This is a genomic window from Catellatospora coxensis, assembly GCF_016862635.1.
GTDB lineage: Bacteria > Actinomycetota > Actinomycetes > Mycobacteriales > Micromonosporaceae > Catellatospora > Catellatospora coxensis.
Genome location: NZ_BONI01000129.1, coordinates 1 through 15885, shown reverse-complemented (window position 1 = coordinate 15885; position 15885 = coordinate 1). Strand labels below are relative to the sequence as shown.

16 protein-coding genes are annotated in these 15885 nt (G+C 72.5%); 5 read left to right on the top strand and 11 right to left on the bottom strand.

Annotation, left to right across the window (positions count from 1 at the left end):
• From Cco03nite_RS40165 to Cco03nite_RS40135, 7 genes are all read right to left on the bottom strand, one after another.
• Positions 1 to 638 (bottom strand): ATPase, T2SS/T4P/T4SS family (locus Cco03nite_RS40165; RefSeq protein WP_203699297.1); only part of this gene is annotated, 638 nt, incomplete at its 3' end.
• A 5-nt stretch (positions 639 to 643) separates the two neighbouring features.
• A complete protein-coding gene (locus Cco03nite_RS40160; protein WP_203699296.1) occupies positions 644 to 1870 on the bottom strand; it encodes a CpaE/TadZ family protein in 1227 nt (408 codons plus the stop codon).
• 10 nt (positions 1871 to 1880) lie between these two features.
• Positions 1881 to 2651 carry a Flp pilus assembly protein CpaB gene (cpaB, locus tag Cco03nite_RS40155; protein WP_203699295.1) on the bottom strand — a complete coding sequence of 257 codons (771 nt, stop codon included), beginning with the start codon at positions 2649 to 2651 and terminating at the stop codon, positions 1881 to 1883.
• A 23-nt stretch (positions 2652 to 2674) separates the two neighbouring features.
• Positions 2675 to 3763, bottom strand: a complete 1089-nt coding sequence (locus tag Cco03nite_RS40150) for a pilus assembly protein TadG-related protein (RefSeq protein WP_203699294.1) — start codon at positions 3761 to 3763, stop codon at positions 2675 to 2677.
• On the bottom strand, positions 3751 to 4146 hold the full coding sequence (locus tag Cco03nite_RS40145) for a TadE/TadG family type IV pilus assembly protein (RefSeq protein ID WP_203699293.1): 396 nt from the start codon (positions 4144 to 4146) through the stop codon (positions 3751 to 3753). Before Cco03nite_RS40145 ends, Cco03nite_RS40150 begins: the two co-directional genes overlap by 13 nt.
• A 70-nt stretch (positions 4147 to 4216) precedes the next feature.
• Positions 4217 to 4390, bottom strand: a complete 174-nt coding sequence (locus tag Cco03nite_RS40140) for a Flp family type IVb pilin (protein WP_203699292.1) — start codon at positions 4388 to 4390, stop codon at positions 4217 to 4219.
• 400 nt (positions 4391 to 4790) lie between these two features.
• Positions 4791 to 5549 (bottom strand): prepilin peptidase, encoded by a 759-nt coding sequence (locus Cco03nite_RS40135; protein WP_203699291.1) that lies wholly within the window; start codon positions 5547 to 5549, stop codon positions 4791 to 4793.
• Positions 5550 to 5603: 54 nt separating this feature from the next.
• Here Cco03nite_RS40135 and Cco03nite_RS40130 point away from each other — a divergent pair, with 54 nt between their 5' ends.
• From Cco03nite_RS40130 to Cco03nite_RS40120, 3 genes are all read left to right on the top strand, one after another.
• Entirely contained in the window at positions 5604 to 6083 is a 480-nt protein-coding gene (locus tag Cco03nite_RS40130; protein ID WP_203699290.1) for an LppU/SCO3897 family protein, read from the top strand.
• A 10-nt stretch (positions 6084 to 6093) separates the two neighbouring features.
• Positions 6094 to 6603: a DoxX family membrane protein gene (locus tag Cco03nite_RS40125; protein WP_203699289.1), complete on the top strand. Its 510-nt coding sequence runs from the start codon at positions 6094 to 6096 to the stop codon at positions 6601 to 6603.
• A 286-nt stretch (positions 6604 to 6889) separates the two neighbouring features.
• The gene (locus tag Cco03nite_RS40120; protein ID WP_203699288.1) at positions 6890 to 8311 is read left to right on the top strand and encodes a glycosyltransferase 87 family protein; all 1422 of its coding nucleotides are present in this window, start codon (positions 6890 to 6892) and stop codon (positions 8309 to 8311) included.
• Between the two features lie 87 nt (positions 8312 to 8398).
• Here the strand turns inward: Cco03nite_RS40120 and Cco03nite_RS40115 are convergent, their stop codons facing one another.
• Genes Cco03nite_RS40115 through moaCB form a run of 3 tightly spaced genes read right to left on the bottom strand, consistent with a single transcriptional unit; the run spans position 8399 to position 11013 of the window.
• Positions 8399 to 8821, bottom strand: a complete 423-nt coding sequence (locus tag Cco03nite_RS40115; protein ID WP_203699287.1) for a molybdenum cofactor biosynthesis protein MoaE — start codon at positions 8819 to 8821, stop codon at positions 8399 to 8401.
• Entirely contained in the window at positions 8818 to 10005 is a 1188-nt protein-coding gene (locus Cco03nite_RS40110; RefSeq protein WP_203699286.1) for a molybdopterin molybdotransferase MoeA, read from the bottom strand. Before Cco03nite_RS40110 ends, Cco03nite_RS40115 begins: the two co-directional genes overlap by 4 nt.
• 9 nt (positions 10006 to 10014) lie before the next feature.
• On the bottom strand, positions 10015 to 11013 hold the full coding sequence (gene moaCB, locus Cco03nite_RS40105; protein ID WP_275412116.1) for a bifunctional molybdenum cofactor biosynthesis protein MoaC/MoaB: 999 nt from the start codon (positions 11011 to 11013) through the stop codon (positions 10015 to 10017).
• A gap of 303 nt (positions 11014 to 11316) precedes the next feature.
• Between moaCB and Cco03nite_RS43045 the strand changes: the two genes are divergently transcribed.
• Both Cco03nite_RS43045 and Cco03nite_RS40095 read left to right on the top strand, forming a co-directional pair.
• Positions 11317 to 13851, top strand: coding sequence for a putative bifunctional diguanylate cyclase/phosphodiesterase (locus Cco03nite_RS43045; protein WP_203699284.1), 2535 nt, complete (start codon positions 11317 to 11319; stop codon positions 13849 to 13851).
• Between the two features lie 73 nt (positions 13852 to 13924).
• On the top strand, positions 13925 to 15352 hold the full coding sequence (locus Cco03nite_RS40095) for a glycosyltransferase 87 family protein (protein WP_239168049.1): 1428 nt from the start codon (positions 13925 to 13927) through the stop codon (positions 15350 to 15352).
• 65 nt (positions 15353 to 15417) lie between these two features.
• Here Cco03nite_RS40095 and crcB read toward each other — a convergent pair whose 3' ends face one another.
• On the bottom strand, positions 15418 to 15780 hold the full coding sequence (crcB, locus tag Cco03nite_RS40090; protein WP_203699283.1) for a fluoride efflux transporter CrcB: 363 nt from the start codon (positions 15778 to 15780) through the stop codon (positions 15418 to 15420).
• Positions 15781 to 15885 lie beyond the last annotated feature (105 nt).

The following is a 15885-nucleotide window of genomic DNA, read 5'->3' as shown; positions in this document are numbered from 1 at the left end:
ATCGGCGGCACCACCGCGTTGACCCGGCTGCCGTCGGGCAGCCGGGCGTCGACCATCGGCGAGGACTCGTCGACGCGGCGGCCGATCCGCGACACGATCTTGTCGATCACCCGGCGCAGGTGGGTCTCATCCATGAACGCGGCGTCGACCGCGTGGATGTGCCCGAAGCGCTCGACGAAGATGCGGTCCCAGGCGTTCACCATGATCTCGGTGATCTCCGGGTCGCGCAGCAGCGGCTCGATCGGGCCGTGGCCCAGGATCTCGTCGAGGATCTGCCGGTACGCCGTGGCGCGGTCGCCCGCGGTGAGGTGGGCCTCCTCGCGGGCCAGCACCTCGGGCAGCGCCTCGCGGACCCGGCGCTCCAGTTCGGCGTCGTCGGCGACGGTGTCGTAGAGCTGGGGGCCGAGCAGCTCCAGCAGTGCCTGGTGGGCGCGTTTGCGTACGGCCGCCAGCGGGTCGTACGCCCGGCGGGTGTTGCGCCGGCCGAACTGCACCGCGCTGACCGGCACCGACGACACGGGCACGGCATGGCCGCCGACCGCGCCGGAGGCCTCGTTGACGCTGCCGATGCGCTCGCTGAGCACGCCGGGCGTGGGAGCGGGTGTGCTGCGCACGCCGAGTCGGTCCTGCAGGGACATCGGGATCAGCCCTTCTTCCGGGTGAACATGCCGCGCTTGGCGGGTGCGGGCGCGCCCAGGAACCGCTTGACCGCCAGCTCCCGGATCGCGCTGCTGACCGGGTGCTGCGGCTGTCCGGCGGCCAGCGGCACGCCGCGGTTGGCCGACACCGGCACGTCCCGGCTGCTCGGGATGAACCCGCTGATGGGAACCCGGATCACCTTCTCGACCTCGGTCATGGTGATGCCGACCTTGGAGTCGGCCCGGTTCAGCACCACGGTCCGGGCCTCGCGCCGGTAGTCGAGCAGGTCGAACATGTCGAGGGTGACCCGCAGGTTCTTCAGCGAGGGCAGCTCCGGCGTGCCGACCAGCACGTACTGGTGGGTGGCGTCCAGCGCCGCCAGCATCTGCTCGGTGAAGGCGCTGGCGGTGTCGATGACCACGAAGTCGTACATCGACCGGGCCAGGTGCACGACCTCGGTGACGAGGTCACGGGTGATCTCCTCGGCGACGGCCGGCTGGACCGGGGCCAGCAGCACGTCCACCGCCGCGCCGCCGGACTCGTACCGGGTCAGCATCGTGCGCAGCCCGGTCTCGTCGATCCGGTCCGCGACCGGGATGGCGTCGGCGATGGTCCGCTGCGGCGACAGCTGCATCATGATGGCGACGTCGCCGAACGCGAGGTCCAGGTCGAGCAGGCAGACCCGGCGGGGGCCGGTCGCCTTGACGCCCTGGGCCAGCGTGACGGCCAGGTTGGTCGCGATCGTGCTCTTGCCGCACCCGCCCTTGGCCGCGAACACCGTGATCACCTGGCCGTCGGTCGGCTCCTCCGGCCCACCCGGCTGCGGCCGCGGGGGCGAACCGGGCACCGCGGCCCGTCCGCTGGCTCGATTGGCCCCGGCCAGCTGCCGCGACAGGTCGCGGGAGCGGGCGCTGGCGGCCAGCACGGCCGCGTGATTCGACGGATCGACCACTTCGCGTATACCTGCTTTCAGCGCATCGGCCAGCACGTCGACCCCGAGTTCCGGGCGGAGCAGAACGACCCCGAGTTCCGGGCGGCGCAGCCGGCACTGCCCGGCGAACGCCACCGCGTCGGCCAGCGGCACGCTCGGCCCGAACAGCACCAGGTGCTCGTCCCGGTCGGTGTTCACCTGCTCGACCAGCTGCGGCGCCGAATCCACCACCACCGCGTCGCCCAGCAGCGTGGCCAGGTGATGGGCGAAGCGCGGATCGAACTCGTAGATGATCGTCATCAGATCGTCCTCAGCGGCCCACGGTGCGGTTGTCCACCGCGACGCCGGGCTTGACCCGGGTCTCCGAGGTGTCCGTCAGCAGGGCGAGGTAGATCTGGGCGATGCGCACCGAGTGCACCAGCTGCTCCGCCTGCTCCTGGGTGACCGCGACGGTGACCAGCAGGGTCACCTTGCCGTCCTCGGTCACCGCGACCTCTTCACGCTGGGCCGAGGTCACCCCGTCCTCGCCGTACGCGCCGACGGCCAGCACCTCGACCCGGGGCAGCAGCAGCTTGGTGCCCTTGTTGTTCTCCCCGGTGATCTTCTTGTACGCCTCGTCGACCAGCGTGTACGTGGCGAACACCGCGATCTGCGAGCCCGGCCGGACGAACCCGCCGACCTCCTCCTCGACCGCCATCTTGAGGCTGACCGCCATCATCTTCTCGGGCACCGCGACGCCGCCCGACAGCTTCGTCGCGGCCCCGAACATGCCCTTGAGCAGCAGCTGGCGCGGCTGCACGTCGTGCGTCAGCACCAGCTCGTCCAGCTCGCCGGGCAGCGCGGTGAGCGCGTCCGGCGGCAGCGCGCCGGCGGGCATCACGACCTCCTCGGTCAGCCCGCGCGCCTTCACCGACGCGCCGCTGGTGCCGGCCGGGATGCGCTGCGCCGCCACGACGACGGTCACCGCCTTCTGCCCCGCGGCCACCGAGTCGCGGGCCTTGCTGACGTAGAGGAGCACCGCCGCGGTGCCGAGCACCGCCAGGACGATCGCGAGCACCACGCCGAGAATGCGCCGGGTCATGAAACTTCCTTAGGGGTACGGGGTCAGCCGATGGTCTTGACGACCGTCGCGCCGAGACTGGACGAGGTGCCGAACGAGCCGGTCCACTCGACGACCGCGTTCGTGAAGTAGCCGTAGACGCAGTCGTCGTTGCCGTTGCACGGGGTGCCGCCGCTGAGCCAGGACTCGCGGTCGCGCGGGCTCATGCCGGACAGCCGGTAGCCGGTGACCACGAAGGCGGCGAACCCGCGGAGGGTGTAGACGCCGTTGTTGCCGTTGTTCGTGACGTACTCGAAGATCGGGATGCCGACCGGGCGGCGCTCGTCGATCAGCGTGGTGAGGTCGTCCTTGCAGTCGTTGGGCGTGCCGTTGCCCGGGTCCGACCCGTACGTGCCGCCGGTGATCGTGGTCAGGCAGGACGAGTTGTGATCCGTCCAGCCGAACCCGCCGGGCAGGTTGGACCCGGACGGGCCGGAGTTGCACGGGTTGGCGTCCGGATGGCCGTGCACGTGCAGCACCCGCTCGTCACCGGCCGTGGGCACCCCGGTGACGAAGTCGCCCGCGCCGACGGCGTCCTGGTACTCGCACAGCGAGAAGGTCAGCGCGAAGCCGCCTGCGGGCGGGCCCCAGCCCACCCGGGCGCACGCCTCGACGGTGGTGCCGTTGTATCCGCCGGCCAGCGACTGGGCGAACACCGGCGGCAGGATGAGGCTGCCGCCGGGCACCTCGGTGCGGGTGCGCACCTCCGCCCAGGAGACGTCCGTGGGGCGCTCGCCCAGGCAGTCGGTCAGGTTGCCCTGCCCGGCGCCGGTGCAGGTGGGCAGGCGGGAGTCCGAGCCGCAGACGTAGCGGTAGCTGCTGACCCCGTCGGCGGCGTTGCTGTTCGCGTACGTCGACGTGGTGCCGGCCGCGGCGCGGCATTCGGCGTCGCGGGCCGGGTCGTTGCGGCGGGCGCAGTCGAGGGCGACCGCCATGGCCGCGGCGTCCGCGCCGGACTGCAGGTCCTCGCGCTCGACGTAGAGCCGCCCGACGTCCACGACCAGCGCGGTCATGCCGAGCAGCACGCCGCCGGCCAGCAGGATGGTGACGATCGTGGTGGCGGCGCCCCGGTCACGCCGGTTCAGGAGCGGCATGGCATGACTCCCGTCGCGTCCAGCCGCACCGTTCCGTAACCCGTGCCGCCGAACAGCGCCGCCAGGCCGGAGATCGGGGTGACGAAGGTGAACGCGTGTTCCACCCGGACGCGGGCGTCGGCGGTGGAGCCGGCGCTGCCGCACGGGTTCGTGATGCCGACCGAGACCGGGGTGGACCCGAGCACCGCGGTGACCCGCGGGGCCGCGGCGGCGTTGGAGTTCGTGATGGTGACCGCCCGCGCGCCTTCCCGGGCCGCCTCGGTGAGCCTGATCTGGGTGTTCAGCATCCGGCCGAAGTCGATGATGCCGAACACGAGCAGCAGCAGCAGGGGCAGCATGAGAGCCATCTCCACCGCCGCCGCGCCTCGGTCGCGCCTTGTCATGGCTGCCTCGCACCTCTCCCAGGGCGTGGTGGCAGGGCCCGCGTCGCGCCGGCCCTGCCACGGCGCGGACCTAGATGGCGTTGACGACGGTCGTGAAGGCGGTCCGGATGTCGGTGCCGAGAGTCGTGACGATGCCGACGATGATGGCGGCGATCAGGGCCACGATCAGTCCGTACTCGACGGCGGTGGCGCCACGGTCACGGTTCGCCCAGGCGGCCTGGGTCTTGGTGATGAGCTTGAGCATGTGCGAGTGCACCCCCAGCAACGGCCGATCCGCGCCAGGCGGCCGGTCCACGTCAGCTGCCGGCCGAGCGGCCGACTGCTGGGAAGCCTGCCCAGTGAGCTACAGCCCGTCACTCCTATGTCACGTCAGCGCCACGCCGCGATCGAGGCACCCGCCGATGGCGATCAGTTGAACACTCAACGTGATCGTGAGATCGGCATCCGCCGAGCAGCGACGACCCGACCGTGACACGGGTCACATGATCGGCCCATGCCATAGCACCTCTAGAAGGAGCAAAACGGACCGTGCTCGGCACCGTCGTGGCAGGAACACCGGACAGCCGTCCGGCAAGCCGGACAACACAGTCAGGTTGCCGACAACCAGCGGGCGATTCGCTCGTTCGGGTGAGACTTCGGCCTGCTCAGGACACCTGCGCCAGCCCACCGGCCGCGACCACGGCCAGCAGGACGCCGCCCAGCAGGGCGGGGCCCATGGGCAGCGAGCCGCGCCAGGTCACCCGCCGCAGGGCCAGCAGCACGACGGCGACGACCCCGTTCAGCAGCAGGGCCAGCAGGCCGCCGAACAGCACCGCGCCCCAGCCGAGCCAGCCGAGCAGCAGGCCCGCCACCCCCGCGACCTTCGCGTCGCCGAGCCCGATCTGGCCGCCGGTCAGCAGTGCCAGCAGGCCGAACGCGCCCAGCAGCGCCGCGCCGCCGGCCAGCGCGCGGCCGTACGCCGGCCAGCCGCCGCCGGTCGCGGCCGCGACCGCCAGCAGCACCGCGACGGCCACCGCCAGCCGCCACACGATGGGGTCGGGCAGCCGCTGCACCGCCAGGTCGATCGCCACCAGCAGCACCCCGGCGACGCTCAGCAGGAGCCCGGCGGCCAGCACCCAGCCCCGACCCGCGAGGCTCGCCGCGATCGCCCCCGCCGCCAGCGCCCCGACCGGCACGGTCCACCACGGACTCGGCCCCTGGCGCACCCCGCAGGCCGCGCACCGGGCCGCGAACCGCCACCAGCCGGCCGGCCCGGCGGCGAACGCCCGCCCGCATCCCGCGCAGCCCGGCAGCGCCGGCTCGCCCCAGGCCACCGACAACCGGTATGCCATCCGTGGCGTCACCGCGCCGAAGAATGCACCCGCGGCCAATGACAACATCGTGACGGAGGAATCGAGGGGCATGTCGCGCACGGTACCTTGGCACGCACCCCGATCTCGTCCCCGCGGAGCCATGCTTTGCACACCCCCGACCGATACCCGCCCGAGCCCCTGGCGCAGCCGACCGAGCTGCTGCCGATCGTGCAGGCCCCACCCCGGCCGCGCATGGGCGGCCGAGGCCCAGCGATCATCGGCATCGCGCTGCTGACAGCGTCCTTGGTGATCTTCGTAGGCGTGCTCGTCGCGCTCAAGATCGTTCCGAACCCGCTGGGCCCCGACGCCCCGCCGATCCCCGTCGCCACCGCGACGCCGTCCGGCCCGCCGCGCACCGCGCGATTCGCCCAACCGGGTGACTGCGTGGCCAACCAGGGCACCGAGCAGGACCCTGAGCTGGTGCTGACCGAATGCGCGCCGGGCGCGCTGGAGGTGCTGGCGCGGTTCGACGCGACCAGCGACACCGGCGCGTGCGCCGACGTGAAGGACTACCGCTACCACTACTTCTTCGACAGTGAGCTGGAGGGTTTGGATTTCGTCCTGTGCATGGGCGAACGTCCTTGATAATGGCGGTATGAGACCAGTACGAGGGGTCGCTCGGGCGCTGCTCGGCGGGCTGTTCATCGCGGCCGGCGCGCAGGCGCTGCTGAAACCCGACCGGTACGCCGTCAAGGCGGAGCCCCTCGCCGAGCAGGTCGTGCCGCTGCTGGAGGCCGTCGACCCGCGGCTGCCCACCGAGACCAGATCGCTGGTCCGGATGAACGCCGGCGTCCAGGTGGTCGCCGGGGCGATGCTGGCCACCGGCACCGCACCCCGCCCCGCCGCGGCCCTGCTGGCGGGCACGCTCATCCCCGCCACGCTGGTGGGCCACCCGTTCTGGCGCATCGAGAACCCCGAGAAGCGCAACGACGAGATGGTGCATTTCGCGAAGAATCTCGGACTGCTGGCCGGGCTGCTGCTGGCCGCCGTGGACACCGCCGGTTCGCCCAGCCTGGGCTGGCGGGGCCGCAAGGCCGTGCACGAGGCGCAGAAGTCGGCGAAGAAGTCGCTGCAGAAGGCGTCGACGCAGTTACATCTCGGCTGATCCCGGGTAGACGCCGGGTGAGCCGCCCGGACATCGGCGTTTCTTCGTTCCGGTCCGTGCCGTTGCGACATACAGAGCGTGCGTTTTCGCAGCCAGAGGTACCAGTGTGACGCCAATCACCTTATCTTCGCAGGCTGCGTTAACCAGCTAGAAATGTCGCAAAGTCGTGTGGGATCGGACACGGTCGGGTAACACGGGAGGTACTGGAGTGGTGCGCCGTTCTAGGCTGCTCAGCAGACACGAACGGGCTACCGAGACCCGACCCCTAAAAGGAGGTGGCGACGCCATGCCGGCACGCGGCGTGCGCAGTCTGCCCCGCCTCACCAGGACCCCCCGAATCATCCGTGACTGGAGATCCCCCCAGTGGGATCGTCGCACGCTCGTCCGGGTCGGCATCGTCGCCGCCATCTGCTACGCCGCCTGGGTGACGGAGCAGAACTTCGGACGGTGGTACGACTTCTTCGACATGAAGATCTATCACGGCGCGGTGGTGTGGTGGAGCGGCGGCGGAGAGCTGTACGAGTTCATCGCACCTGACACGACCCTCGGGTTCACCTACCCGCCGTTCGCGGCGCTGCTGATGCTGCCCATGGCGGCGCTGACGCCCGCCGCCGCGGGACTGTTCAACATGGTCTTCGGTCTGGTCGCGCTGGGAGTCGTGCTCGCCGCGCTGCTGATCCCCGTCGCCGACCGGTGCGGCTGGCCGCGCTGGCTGACCGTCGCCGTCGCGCTGCCGCTGTTCGCCGCGATCGAGCCGGTGCGCGAGACGCTCGGCTTCGGCCAGGTGAACCTGCTGCTGTTCGCGCTGATCATGGCGGACCTGGTGGCGCTGCGCAAGGGCTGGCGGTGGGCCGGCGCCGGTGTCGGCATCGCCATGGCGATCAAGCTGACGCCCGCGCTGTTCATCGTCTACTTCCTGGTCAGCAAGCAGTGGCGGGCCGCGCTCACGGCCACCCTGTCGGGCCTGGCCGCCACCGCCGCCGCCTGGGTGATCGTCCCGCACGAGTCCGCCCTGTACTGGGGACACGTGATCTTCCAGACCGAGCGGGTCGGCGTCGCGGACATGACCCCGAACCAGTCCCTGGCCGGGCTGCTGTCACGGCTGTACGACACCGCGACCGCGCCCAGCGTGCTCTGGATCGCGTTCGCGCTGGTGCTGCTGGCCGTCGGGTTGACCCGCGCCGCCGCGGCGCACGCCGAGGGCGACGAGCTGATCGCGTTCACCCTGGTCGGCCTGACCGCCAACGTGGTCAGCCCGATCTCCTGGACGCACCACCTGGTCTGGGTCGTGCCGGCCGTCGTCGCGCTCGCCGACCAGGCGCTGCGCCGCCGCGCGGCCAGCCGGGGACTGGCGGCACGCGGGCGGTCCACGCCGGGGCTGCGGGAGCCGATCTGGTTCCCGGCGCTGGTCGGCGCACGGCACGCGGGCGCGGCGATCGCGCTCTACCTGCTGTTCCTGATCTCGCCCATCTGGCCGTACGAGCACCAGCTCCCGGGCGTCTCGCACTACGCCGACGGCCTGTTCGGCATGCTGGCCGAGAACTCGCTCGCCATCGCGCTGATCGTGCTGGTCGCGGCCCTGCCGTCGCGGCCCGGCGCCGAGCCGGCGTTCGGCGGCAACACCGGCCCGCGCGTACCCGCCACCCGCCCGGCCCCCGTCCCGACCCGCAAGGAGCCGGCCACCGCGGGCGCGCCGTCCGAGCGCTGACGCAGTCACACGGAAACTGCCGCCTCCAGCATCACGGAGGCGGCAGTTTCCCTGTTTTCGCGCCCACTCGGCCCGCACCACGCGGCGTCAGGGGCAGTTGACCCACTCGTCGGTGCCGTCGGTGAAGGTCTGGTGCTTCCAGATGGGCAGGCGCTGCTTGACCAGGTCCACCAGGCGCGCGCAGGCGGTGAAGGCCGCGGCGCGGTGCGCGGTGGAGACCGCGCAGGCGAGCGCGACGTCACCGATCTTCAGCGGGCCGTACCGGTGGGACACCGCCACGGCGTACACGTCGGGGTCGTCGGCGAGCTCCTGGGCGACCTCGCGCAGCACCTCGGCCGCGCTCGGGTGCGACTCGTAGGTGAGCGTCGCCACGGACCGGCCGTGGTCGTGGTCGCGGACCACACCCGCGAAGCTGACCACCGCCCCCGCCCGGGGGTCCGCCACGGCGGCCTCGTGCTCCGCCACGTCCAGCGGCTCGGTGGTCAGCGCGGCGAGCACGACCCGGTTCACGGGACCTCCACCAGTTCGACGGTGTCACCGGCGCGACCGGTGGCGCCGGGCGGGATCACGGCGAAGCCCTGCGCGCCGGCCAGGCCGCGCAGCATCGCCGAGCCCACGTGGGACACCGGCCGGGCGAGCCCGTCGACCGGGTCGATCCGTACCAGCGCCAGATGGGTGTAGTCGCCCCGGCCCGGCACCGGCTCGCCGAGGGTGACCTGCGGCAGCGCCGGCTCGGGCCGGCCGGCCAGCCCGGCCAGCAGCGGAACCACCAGCGACACCAGCGCGACCACGGCCGACTGCGGGTTGCCGGGCAGCCCGGCGACGAACCGGGTCCGCCCGCCGTGCGGCACCGCCGCGATCAGCATCGGGAAACCGGGGCGCACCGCCACCGTGTTCACCACGTACGACGCGCCCAGCTCGGCCAGCGCCGGATGCAGGTGGTCCACCGGTCCGTGCATGGTGCCGCCGGTGGTGCAGACCAGGTCGACGCCGCTCTCCAGGGCCGCCCGCAGCGCCTCGACGTGCGCGTCGAGCGTGTCCTTGATCGGCGCGGCGGCGGGCTCGCAGGCCACGCCCAGCCGGCGCAGGTAGGCCGGCACGGCCGGGCCCAGCGCGTCGCGGATGCGGCCGTCGGCGGGCGGGCCGGAGGTGAGCAGCTCGTCGCCGAAGACCAGCATGGCGGCCCGGGGAGCCGGGCGCACCGGGAGCATGTCGTGGCCGCAGGACGCCGCCAGGCCGATCACCGCCGGGGTGACCGGCGTGCCCGCGGGCAGCAGCGGCTCGCCGGCGCGGGCCTCCTCGCCCGGCATCCGCCATTCCCGCTCGGTCTTCGGCGTCCCGTCGACCAGATCGCCGCTGCGTGTGGAGTGCTCGACGCGCAGGATGGCCTCGGTGCCCTGTGGCACCATGGCCCCGGTGGCGATCTCGACCGCGACCCCGTCGCCGGACAGCGGCTCGGGCACGTTGCCGGCAAGCACCCGGCCGGTGATCCGCCACGGGCCGCGCCCGCGCAGCGCCCAGCCGTCGACGCTCGACGTGGGGAACGCCGGCAGGTCGCTGCGCGGCGCCAGGGCGGTGGCCAGGGTCAGCCCGTCGGCCTCGGCCAGCGGCACGGTGACCGGGGCGAGCTGCGCCCGCCAGCCCGCGGCGTGTACACCCCGTCGCGCCGACACCCAGTCCTCAGGAGCGGTCATGCTTTGACCCTAGACCTGTGTACCGGTGCCGGCTGAGGCCGGATGGTCCGCGCCGCGGAGCTGTTCCACGGCGTGTGGCAGCACCTGCGCCAGCACGGCGAGCCCGTCGCGCACGCCGCCGGTGGAGCCGGGCAGGTTGACCACCAGGGTCCGCCCGGCCACGCCGGTGACGCCGCGGGAGAGCGCCGCGAGCGGGGTCGCGCCGCTGCCGCGGACCGCGTCGGCGATGCCGGGGACCTCGTAGTCGACGAGTTCGCGGGTGATGTCGGGGGTGCGGTCGGTCGGGCTGATCCCGGTGCCGCCCGTGGTGACGATCGCGTCGGGCCGCTCGGCCAGGGCCGCGCGCAGCGCCTGGCGCACCGGTTCGCCGTCGGGCACGACCACGACGTCGGCCACCTCGCAGCCGAAGGCCCGCAGGCCGTCCGCGAGCAGCGGGCCGCCCCGGTCCTCGTACACCCCGGTCGCCGCCCTGGTCGAGGCGACGATGACCCGGACCTTCGGCGCGCCGATGTTTGGCGTGGTGGCCGGGCGGGAAACCGCGGGCATGGCTCCGCGCTCCCAGAGGCCGGTCTTGCCGCCCTCCTTGCGCAGCACCCGCACGCCGTCGATCGCCGCCGCGGGATCGACCGCTTTGATCATGTCGATGAGCGCCAGCCCTGCCGCTGCGACGCTGGTCAGAGCTTCCATCTCGACACCGGTACGGTCAGCGGTGCGGACCGTCGCCTGGATGTCCACACCGTCGTCAGTGACGGTGAGGTCCACGGTGACGCCGTGGATGGCAATGGGATGGCAGAGCGGAATGAGGTCAGGGGTGCGCTTGGCGGCCATGATGCCGGCGAGCCGGGCCACGCCGAGCGCGTCGCCCTTCGGCACGCCCCGCCCGCGCAGGAGATCGAGCACGTCACGCGTGGTGACGACGCGTCCCGCCGCAACGGCGACACGCAGCGTGATCTCCTTGCCTGCGACGTCGACCATCCTGGCCTCCCCGCGGGAGTCCACATGAGTCAGCTGAGGTGAGGAGGGAGCTGTTCCTTCTGTCACGACATGAGCCTAGTTGCTTCCTGGGCGAACACTGGAAGCGAACACAATGCGTAGGCGACTCACCACTAACTGTGATAAATCGCCATAGTTATTTGAAATGTGAATGCACCACTAGAAATCGACCGTGCAGAAACTACGCTCTGCATCAGACGTTGGCAAGCACAGGGGTCGAGCGGGAGGGAGCCGGAGATGCGCACCTACGACTGGCACTGACAATCGCTTAGGCTGTCCACACTCACGACCATCTGTCTCTGACGGAAGAGGTCCGACGTGGCCAGCCAGACCCCTGCTCCGCAGCAGGCCGATCGGCAGCTCAAGCTGCTCGTTCGCATCGTCGCGCTCATCGCCGGTGCCGTGGTGCTCGTCGCCGCCGGCACCGCGACGAGCAGCGGGATCGACGCTGGCACGGCCCTGCAGGCGGTCGCGCTGACCGCGCTGATCACTTTCGCTTCACTGACCTCGGTGCGGGTGCGGGTGGGGTCCAACAACCTGGACGTCACCTGGGCCGACTCGGCGCTGCTGATCGCAGCGGTGCTGCTGCCCCCGCAATGGGCGGTGCTCTGCGCCGCCATCGGCGTCGGCATCGAGAAGTCCACCCGCAAGCTGCCGCCGATCAAGTTCGTTTTCGGTGTCGCCAAGGGCACCGTCGACTGCGCCGTCGCCGCCGTTACCCTGGCCCTGCTCGGCGGCACCACTCAGCCGCCACTGGAGCACCTGGGCCCGCTGGCGCTGGCCTACCTCGCCGCGCTGATCACCGACGAGATGGCGATCATCCCGGTGATCGCGCTCGCGACCGGCACGAGCATGCGTGACCGCTTCCTCGCCGACCTGGACCTGCGCCTCGGCTCCGCGTTCGTGCGGTTCGCCGTGGCCGTGCTAGCGCTCGCCGTGCTCGCGGCGGAGCCGCAGCTGCTGATCGGCATCCCGGCGATCGTGTTCAGCCTTCACCTGACCTATCGCGGCCGGCTGCGCGCCCGCGCCGAGCGGCTGGCCTGGCAGCAACTGGCCGAGGCGACCGACGCCATGAACGTCGTGCAGATGGAGACCGTGCTACAGACCGCCGTCCGCAACGGCGCGCGGCTGTTCTCCGCCGACCGCGTCGAGATCGAGGTATGCCTCGACGGCGCGCAGCAGTCGGTCCGCGGCACCCAGAGCTCCATCACCTACCACGGCGAGCCCGACCAGCGCCCCGTCGACGAGGCGACCACCGCGGTCGTCGCGCTGATCGGCGACAATGACGGCGAGCGCGTCGGTGAGCTGCGGCTGTGCTTCCAGGTCCCGGTCGCCCTGTCCGAACGGGAGCAGTTCACCCTGCGGGCGTTCGCCGGTGCGCTGTGCACGGCGATCCGCAACGCGGCCTCGTACGCCCAGCTGGAGCAGATGGCCGGGCAGCACCAGCACGACGCCACCCACGACCTGCTCACCGGGTTGCCCAACCGGCGGCGGCTGCAGCTGGACACCGAGGACGCCCTCGACCGCAAGCGCGGCGGGCGCGGTGTGACCGCGCTGCTGGTGCTCGATCTCAACCACTTCAAGGACGTCAACGACGCCCTCGGCCACGGCGCCGGCGACCAGGTGCTGATCGCGGTCGCGCAGCGGCTGTCGGCCGCCGCCGGGGACGAGGCACTGGTGACCCGGCTCGGCGGGGACGAGTTCGCGGTGCTGCTGCGCAACCTGCCCGCCCCCGCGCTCGCCCTCTACCAGGCCGAGCATCTGCTCTCCACGCTGCACGAGCCGGTCGACGTCGACGGCATGCCGCTGGTCGTGTCGGCCAGCGCCGGGGTGGCCACCGGCCCGTGCGAGGGCGGTTTCGTGGAACTGCTGCGCCGAGCCGACATTGCGATGTACCAGGCCAAGCGCACCGGGTGCTCGGTGGCCGCGTACGCCCCCGACAACGACACCGCCGACCGGGGCCGGCTCGTCGTCGGCGGCATGCTGCCCCGGGCGGTGGCGCAGAAGGAGTTCATCCTCCAGTTCCAGCCCATCGTCGACCTGGCCAGCGGCGAGCCGATCAGCGCCGAGGCGCTGGCCCGCTGGCAGCACCCGGACAAGGGCATGGTCGACCCGCGCAGCTTCCTCGGCTCCATCGAGCGGTCCGGCCTGCTCACCGCGTTCACCGACGCCGTGCTCGACCAGGCGCTGGCCGGGGCGGCACGCTGGCGGGCGCTGGGCTGCCGGTGGCCGGTCGCGGTGAACATCTCCCCGCGCAGCCTGCTCGACCGCCGGCTGCCCGCACTGGTGACCCGCCGGCTGGACGACCACGGCCTGCCCGGCGACGCGCTGGTGCTGGAGCTGACCGAGTCGCACACCGTCAGCCAGCTGGACATCGTGGACAAGGTGCTGGCCGAGCTGGCCGAGCTGGGCTGCATGATCGCGCTGGACGACTTCGGCACCGGATACTCCTCGCTTTCGGTGCTGTCCCGGGTGCCCGCCAAGGAACTGAAGATCGACCGCTCGTTCGTGACGCAGATGGAGAACACGCCCAGCGCCGCCGCCGTGGTCCGCTCCCACCTGGAGCTGGGCCGCCACCTCGATCTGCTGGTGGTCGCCGAGGGCGTCGAGCGCGACAGCCAGCGGCACATGCTCTGGGACCTGGGCTGCACCGCCGGGCAGGGCCACCTGTTCGCCAAGCCGATGCCGATCGAAGAGGTCCTCGCGCTGATCACCGCCGACGACGGCCCGGTCCGGCTGGCACCGCCGCTGCACGACCCCGCCGCCGTGGTGCGGATGCCCGCCAAGCGCGCGCCCGGCCGGATCTCCCGGGCCACGGGCACCACCGGCGCGAACGGCGGCGAGCGGGTGTAACACTCGTCCGCATGAGCGAGCGGATCACCGGCCCGGTGCCCCCTGTCCAAGCCGCGCACCCGGGGGTCCCGGCGTGAGTCCGGCCCCGGAGACGGGCAGCCGGCCGGGCCGGATCTGGCGGTCGGTCGACCGCGCCGCGGACGGGCTCGCCGCCGACCTGGGCCTCTACGCCCTGTCGGCGCTGTTCGCCTGGTCCACCGCGACCGGCTCCACGCTCACCTCCCACCGCGCCTGGGGCGCGCTCGCCGTCTGGGGCTACGCCGCCGCGACCCTCGCCGTCCTCGTCCAGCTGCTGCTCCGCCGCCGTCCCGGCCCACCCTCCCATGATCACTCGACTTGCCAGGCAGGTGGGGGAAGGGGCGGCCAAGATACGCACGAGTGCCAGGCAAGTCCGGCGATCTTGGCTGGCGCGGATCGGCGCGGGGTGGTTTCACGAGGGTGGGTGACCGCTGGGGCCTGGGTCTCGGTGGTGCTGGTGCCGCTCGTCGCGCAGGCCGCCGCGCGGGCGGGCGGGATGAACGGGCGCGCGCAGGAGGAGGTGCTGGTCGTCGAGGAGTCGGCGCGGCGCCTGCTCGACACCGGCACGCCCTACCTCGGCCGGGACGGCATCGCCGCGCTGCCCGAACCGCTGCTCGGCTACACGCCGTACCAGCCGGGTATGGCCGTGTTCGGGCTGCCCCGCGCGGTCTTCGGCGACAGCTGGTGGACCGACGCCCGGATCTGGTTCGCGCTGGTCACCGTGCTCGTCGTGGCGCTGGCGGCACGGCTGCTGCGCGACGGCAGCGCGGCCCGCGACACGCTGCTGGTGCGCGCCGTGCAGGCCGCGACCGTACTCCCGCTGTGCGCGCTGACCCTGGCCACCGGCGGCGACGACCTGCCGGTGCTGGCGCTGTGCCTGCTGGCGTTCGCGCTCGCCGCCCGGGACCGCTTCGGCTGGGCGGGCGTGGCGATCGGCGCGGCGGCGGCCATGAAACTGCTGGCCTGGCCCGTCGTGCTGGTGCTCGGCGCGTACGCCCTGGTCCGCAGGTCGGGCCTCCGCTACGCGGTGGGCGCGGCCGGGCTGCCGCTGCTCGCGCTGATCCCGGCCCTGCTGGTGGAACCGGCCGCCTTCGTGGAGAACGTGATCCGCTTCCCGACCGGCCACGGCCTGGTCACCAGTCCCGCCGCGTCACCCCTGCTCGGCTACCTGATCGCCCAGCACGTCCCCGGCGGACGGCTCGTCGCCCTGTCCCTGCTGGCGCTCGGCGCCCTGGCCGTCGGCCTGTGGCTCCTCCGCCGCCCACCCCGCGACGCCGGCGCCGCGGCCCTCATCACCGCCACCGGCCTTCTCACGGCCATCATCCTGATGCCCGCCACCCGCTTCGGCTACCTCCTCTACCCCGCCGCCCTGGCCCTCTGGTCCCTCCCCCTCCGCCCACCCCCTCCCGTTGATCATGAACCTATGGCACGGCTCGACGGCGTGTCGCCGGAACAACTTCATGATCACCCTGGTCGGAGCTGACGGTCTGGCCGAACCGGCCGCGCGGGGTGGCGGCAGGCCGGGTCTGAGCGCGCCGAAGGGCGGGATCAGGCGGTCAGGGTGTACCCGACGGTGGCGGCGACCAGGCCGGCGGTGACGCTGACGGCGACGTTGGCGAACGCCTGGCCGAAGCTGCCCGTCTCGACGAGCTTGACCGTCTCGTACCCGAAGGTGGAGTAGGTCGTCAACGCCCCGCACAGCCCGGTGCCCAGCAGCGCCATCACGCTGCCCGGCACCGCTCCCGCCAGCGCGGCACCGGTCAGCAGGCCGAGGATCAGTGAACCGGTCACGTTCACGGTCAGCGTGCCCCACGGGAAGACGGCGTCGTGCCGCGCCTGCACGGCCCGATCCACCAGGTAGCGCAGCGGCGCACCCACGGCCGCGCCGAGCGCCACCAACAGCACGGTCACCGTTCCTCCTCGCTCCGCTCGTCACCACGGCGCACCCCAGCCCACCAGGTTCGCTCGCAAGACTCGCTCACCGCGCCTCCTCGCTCCGCTCGTCACCACGGCGCA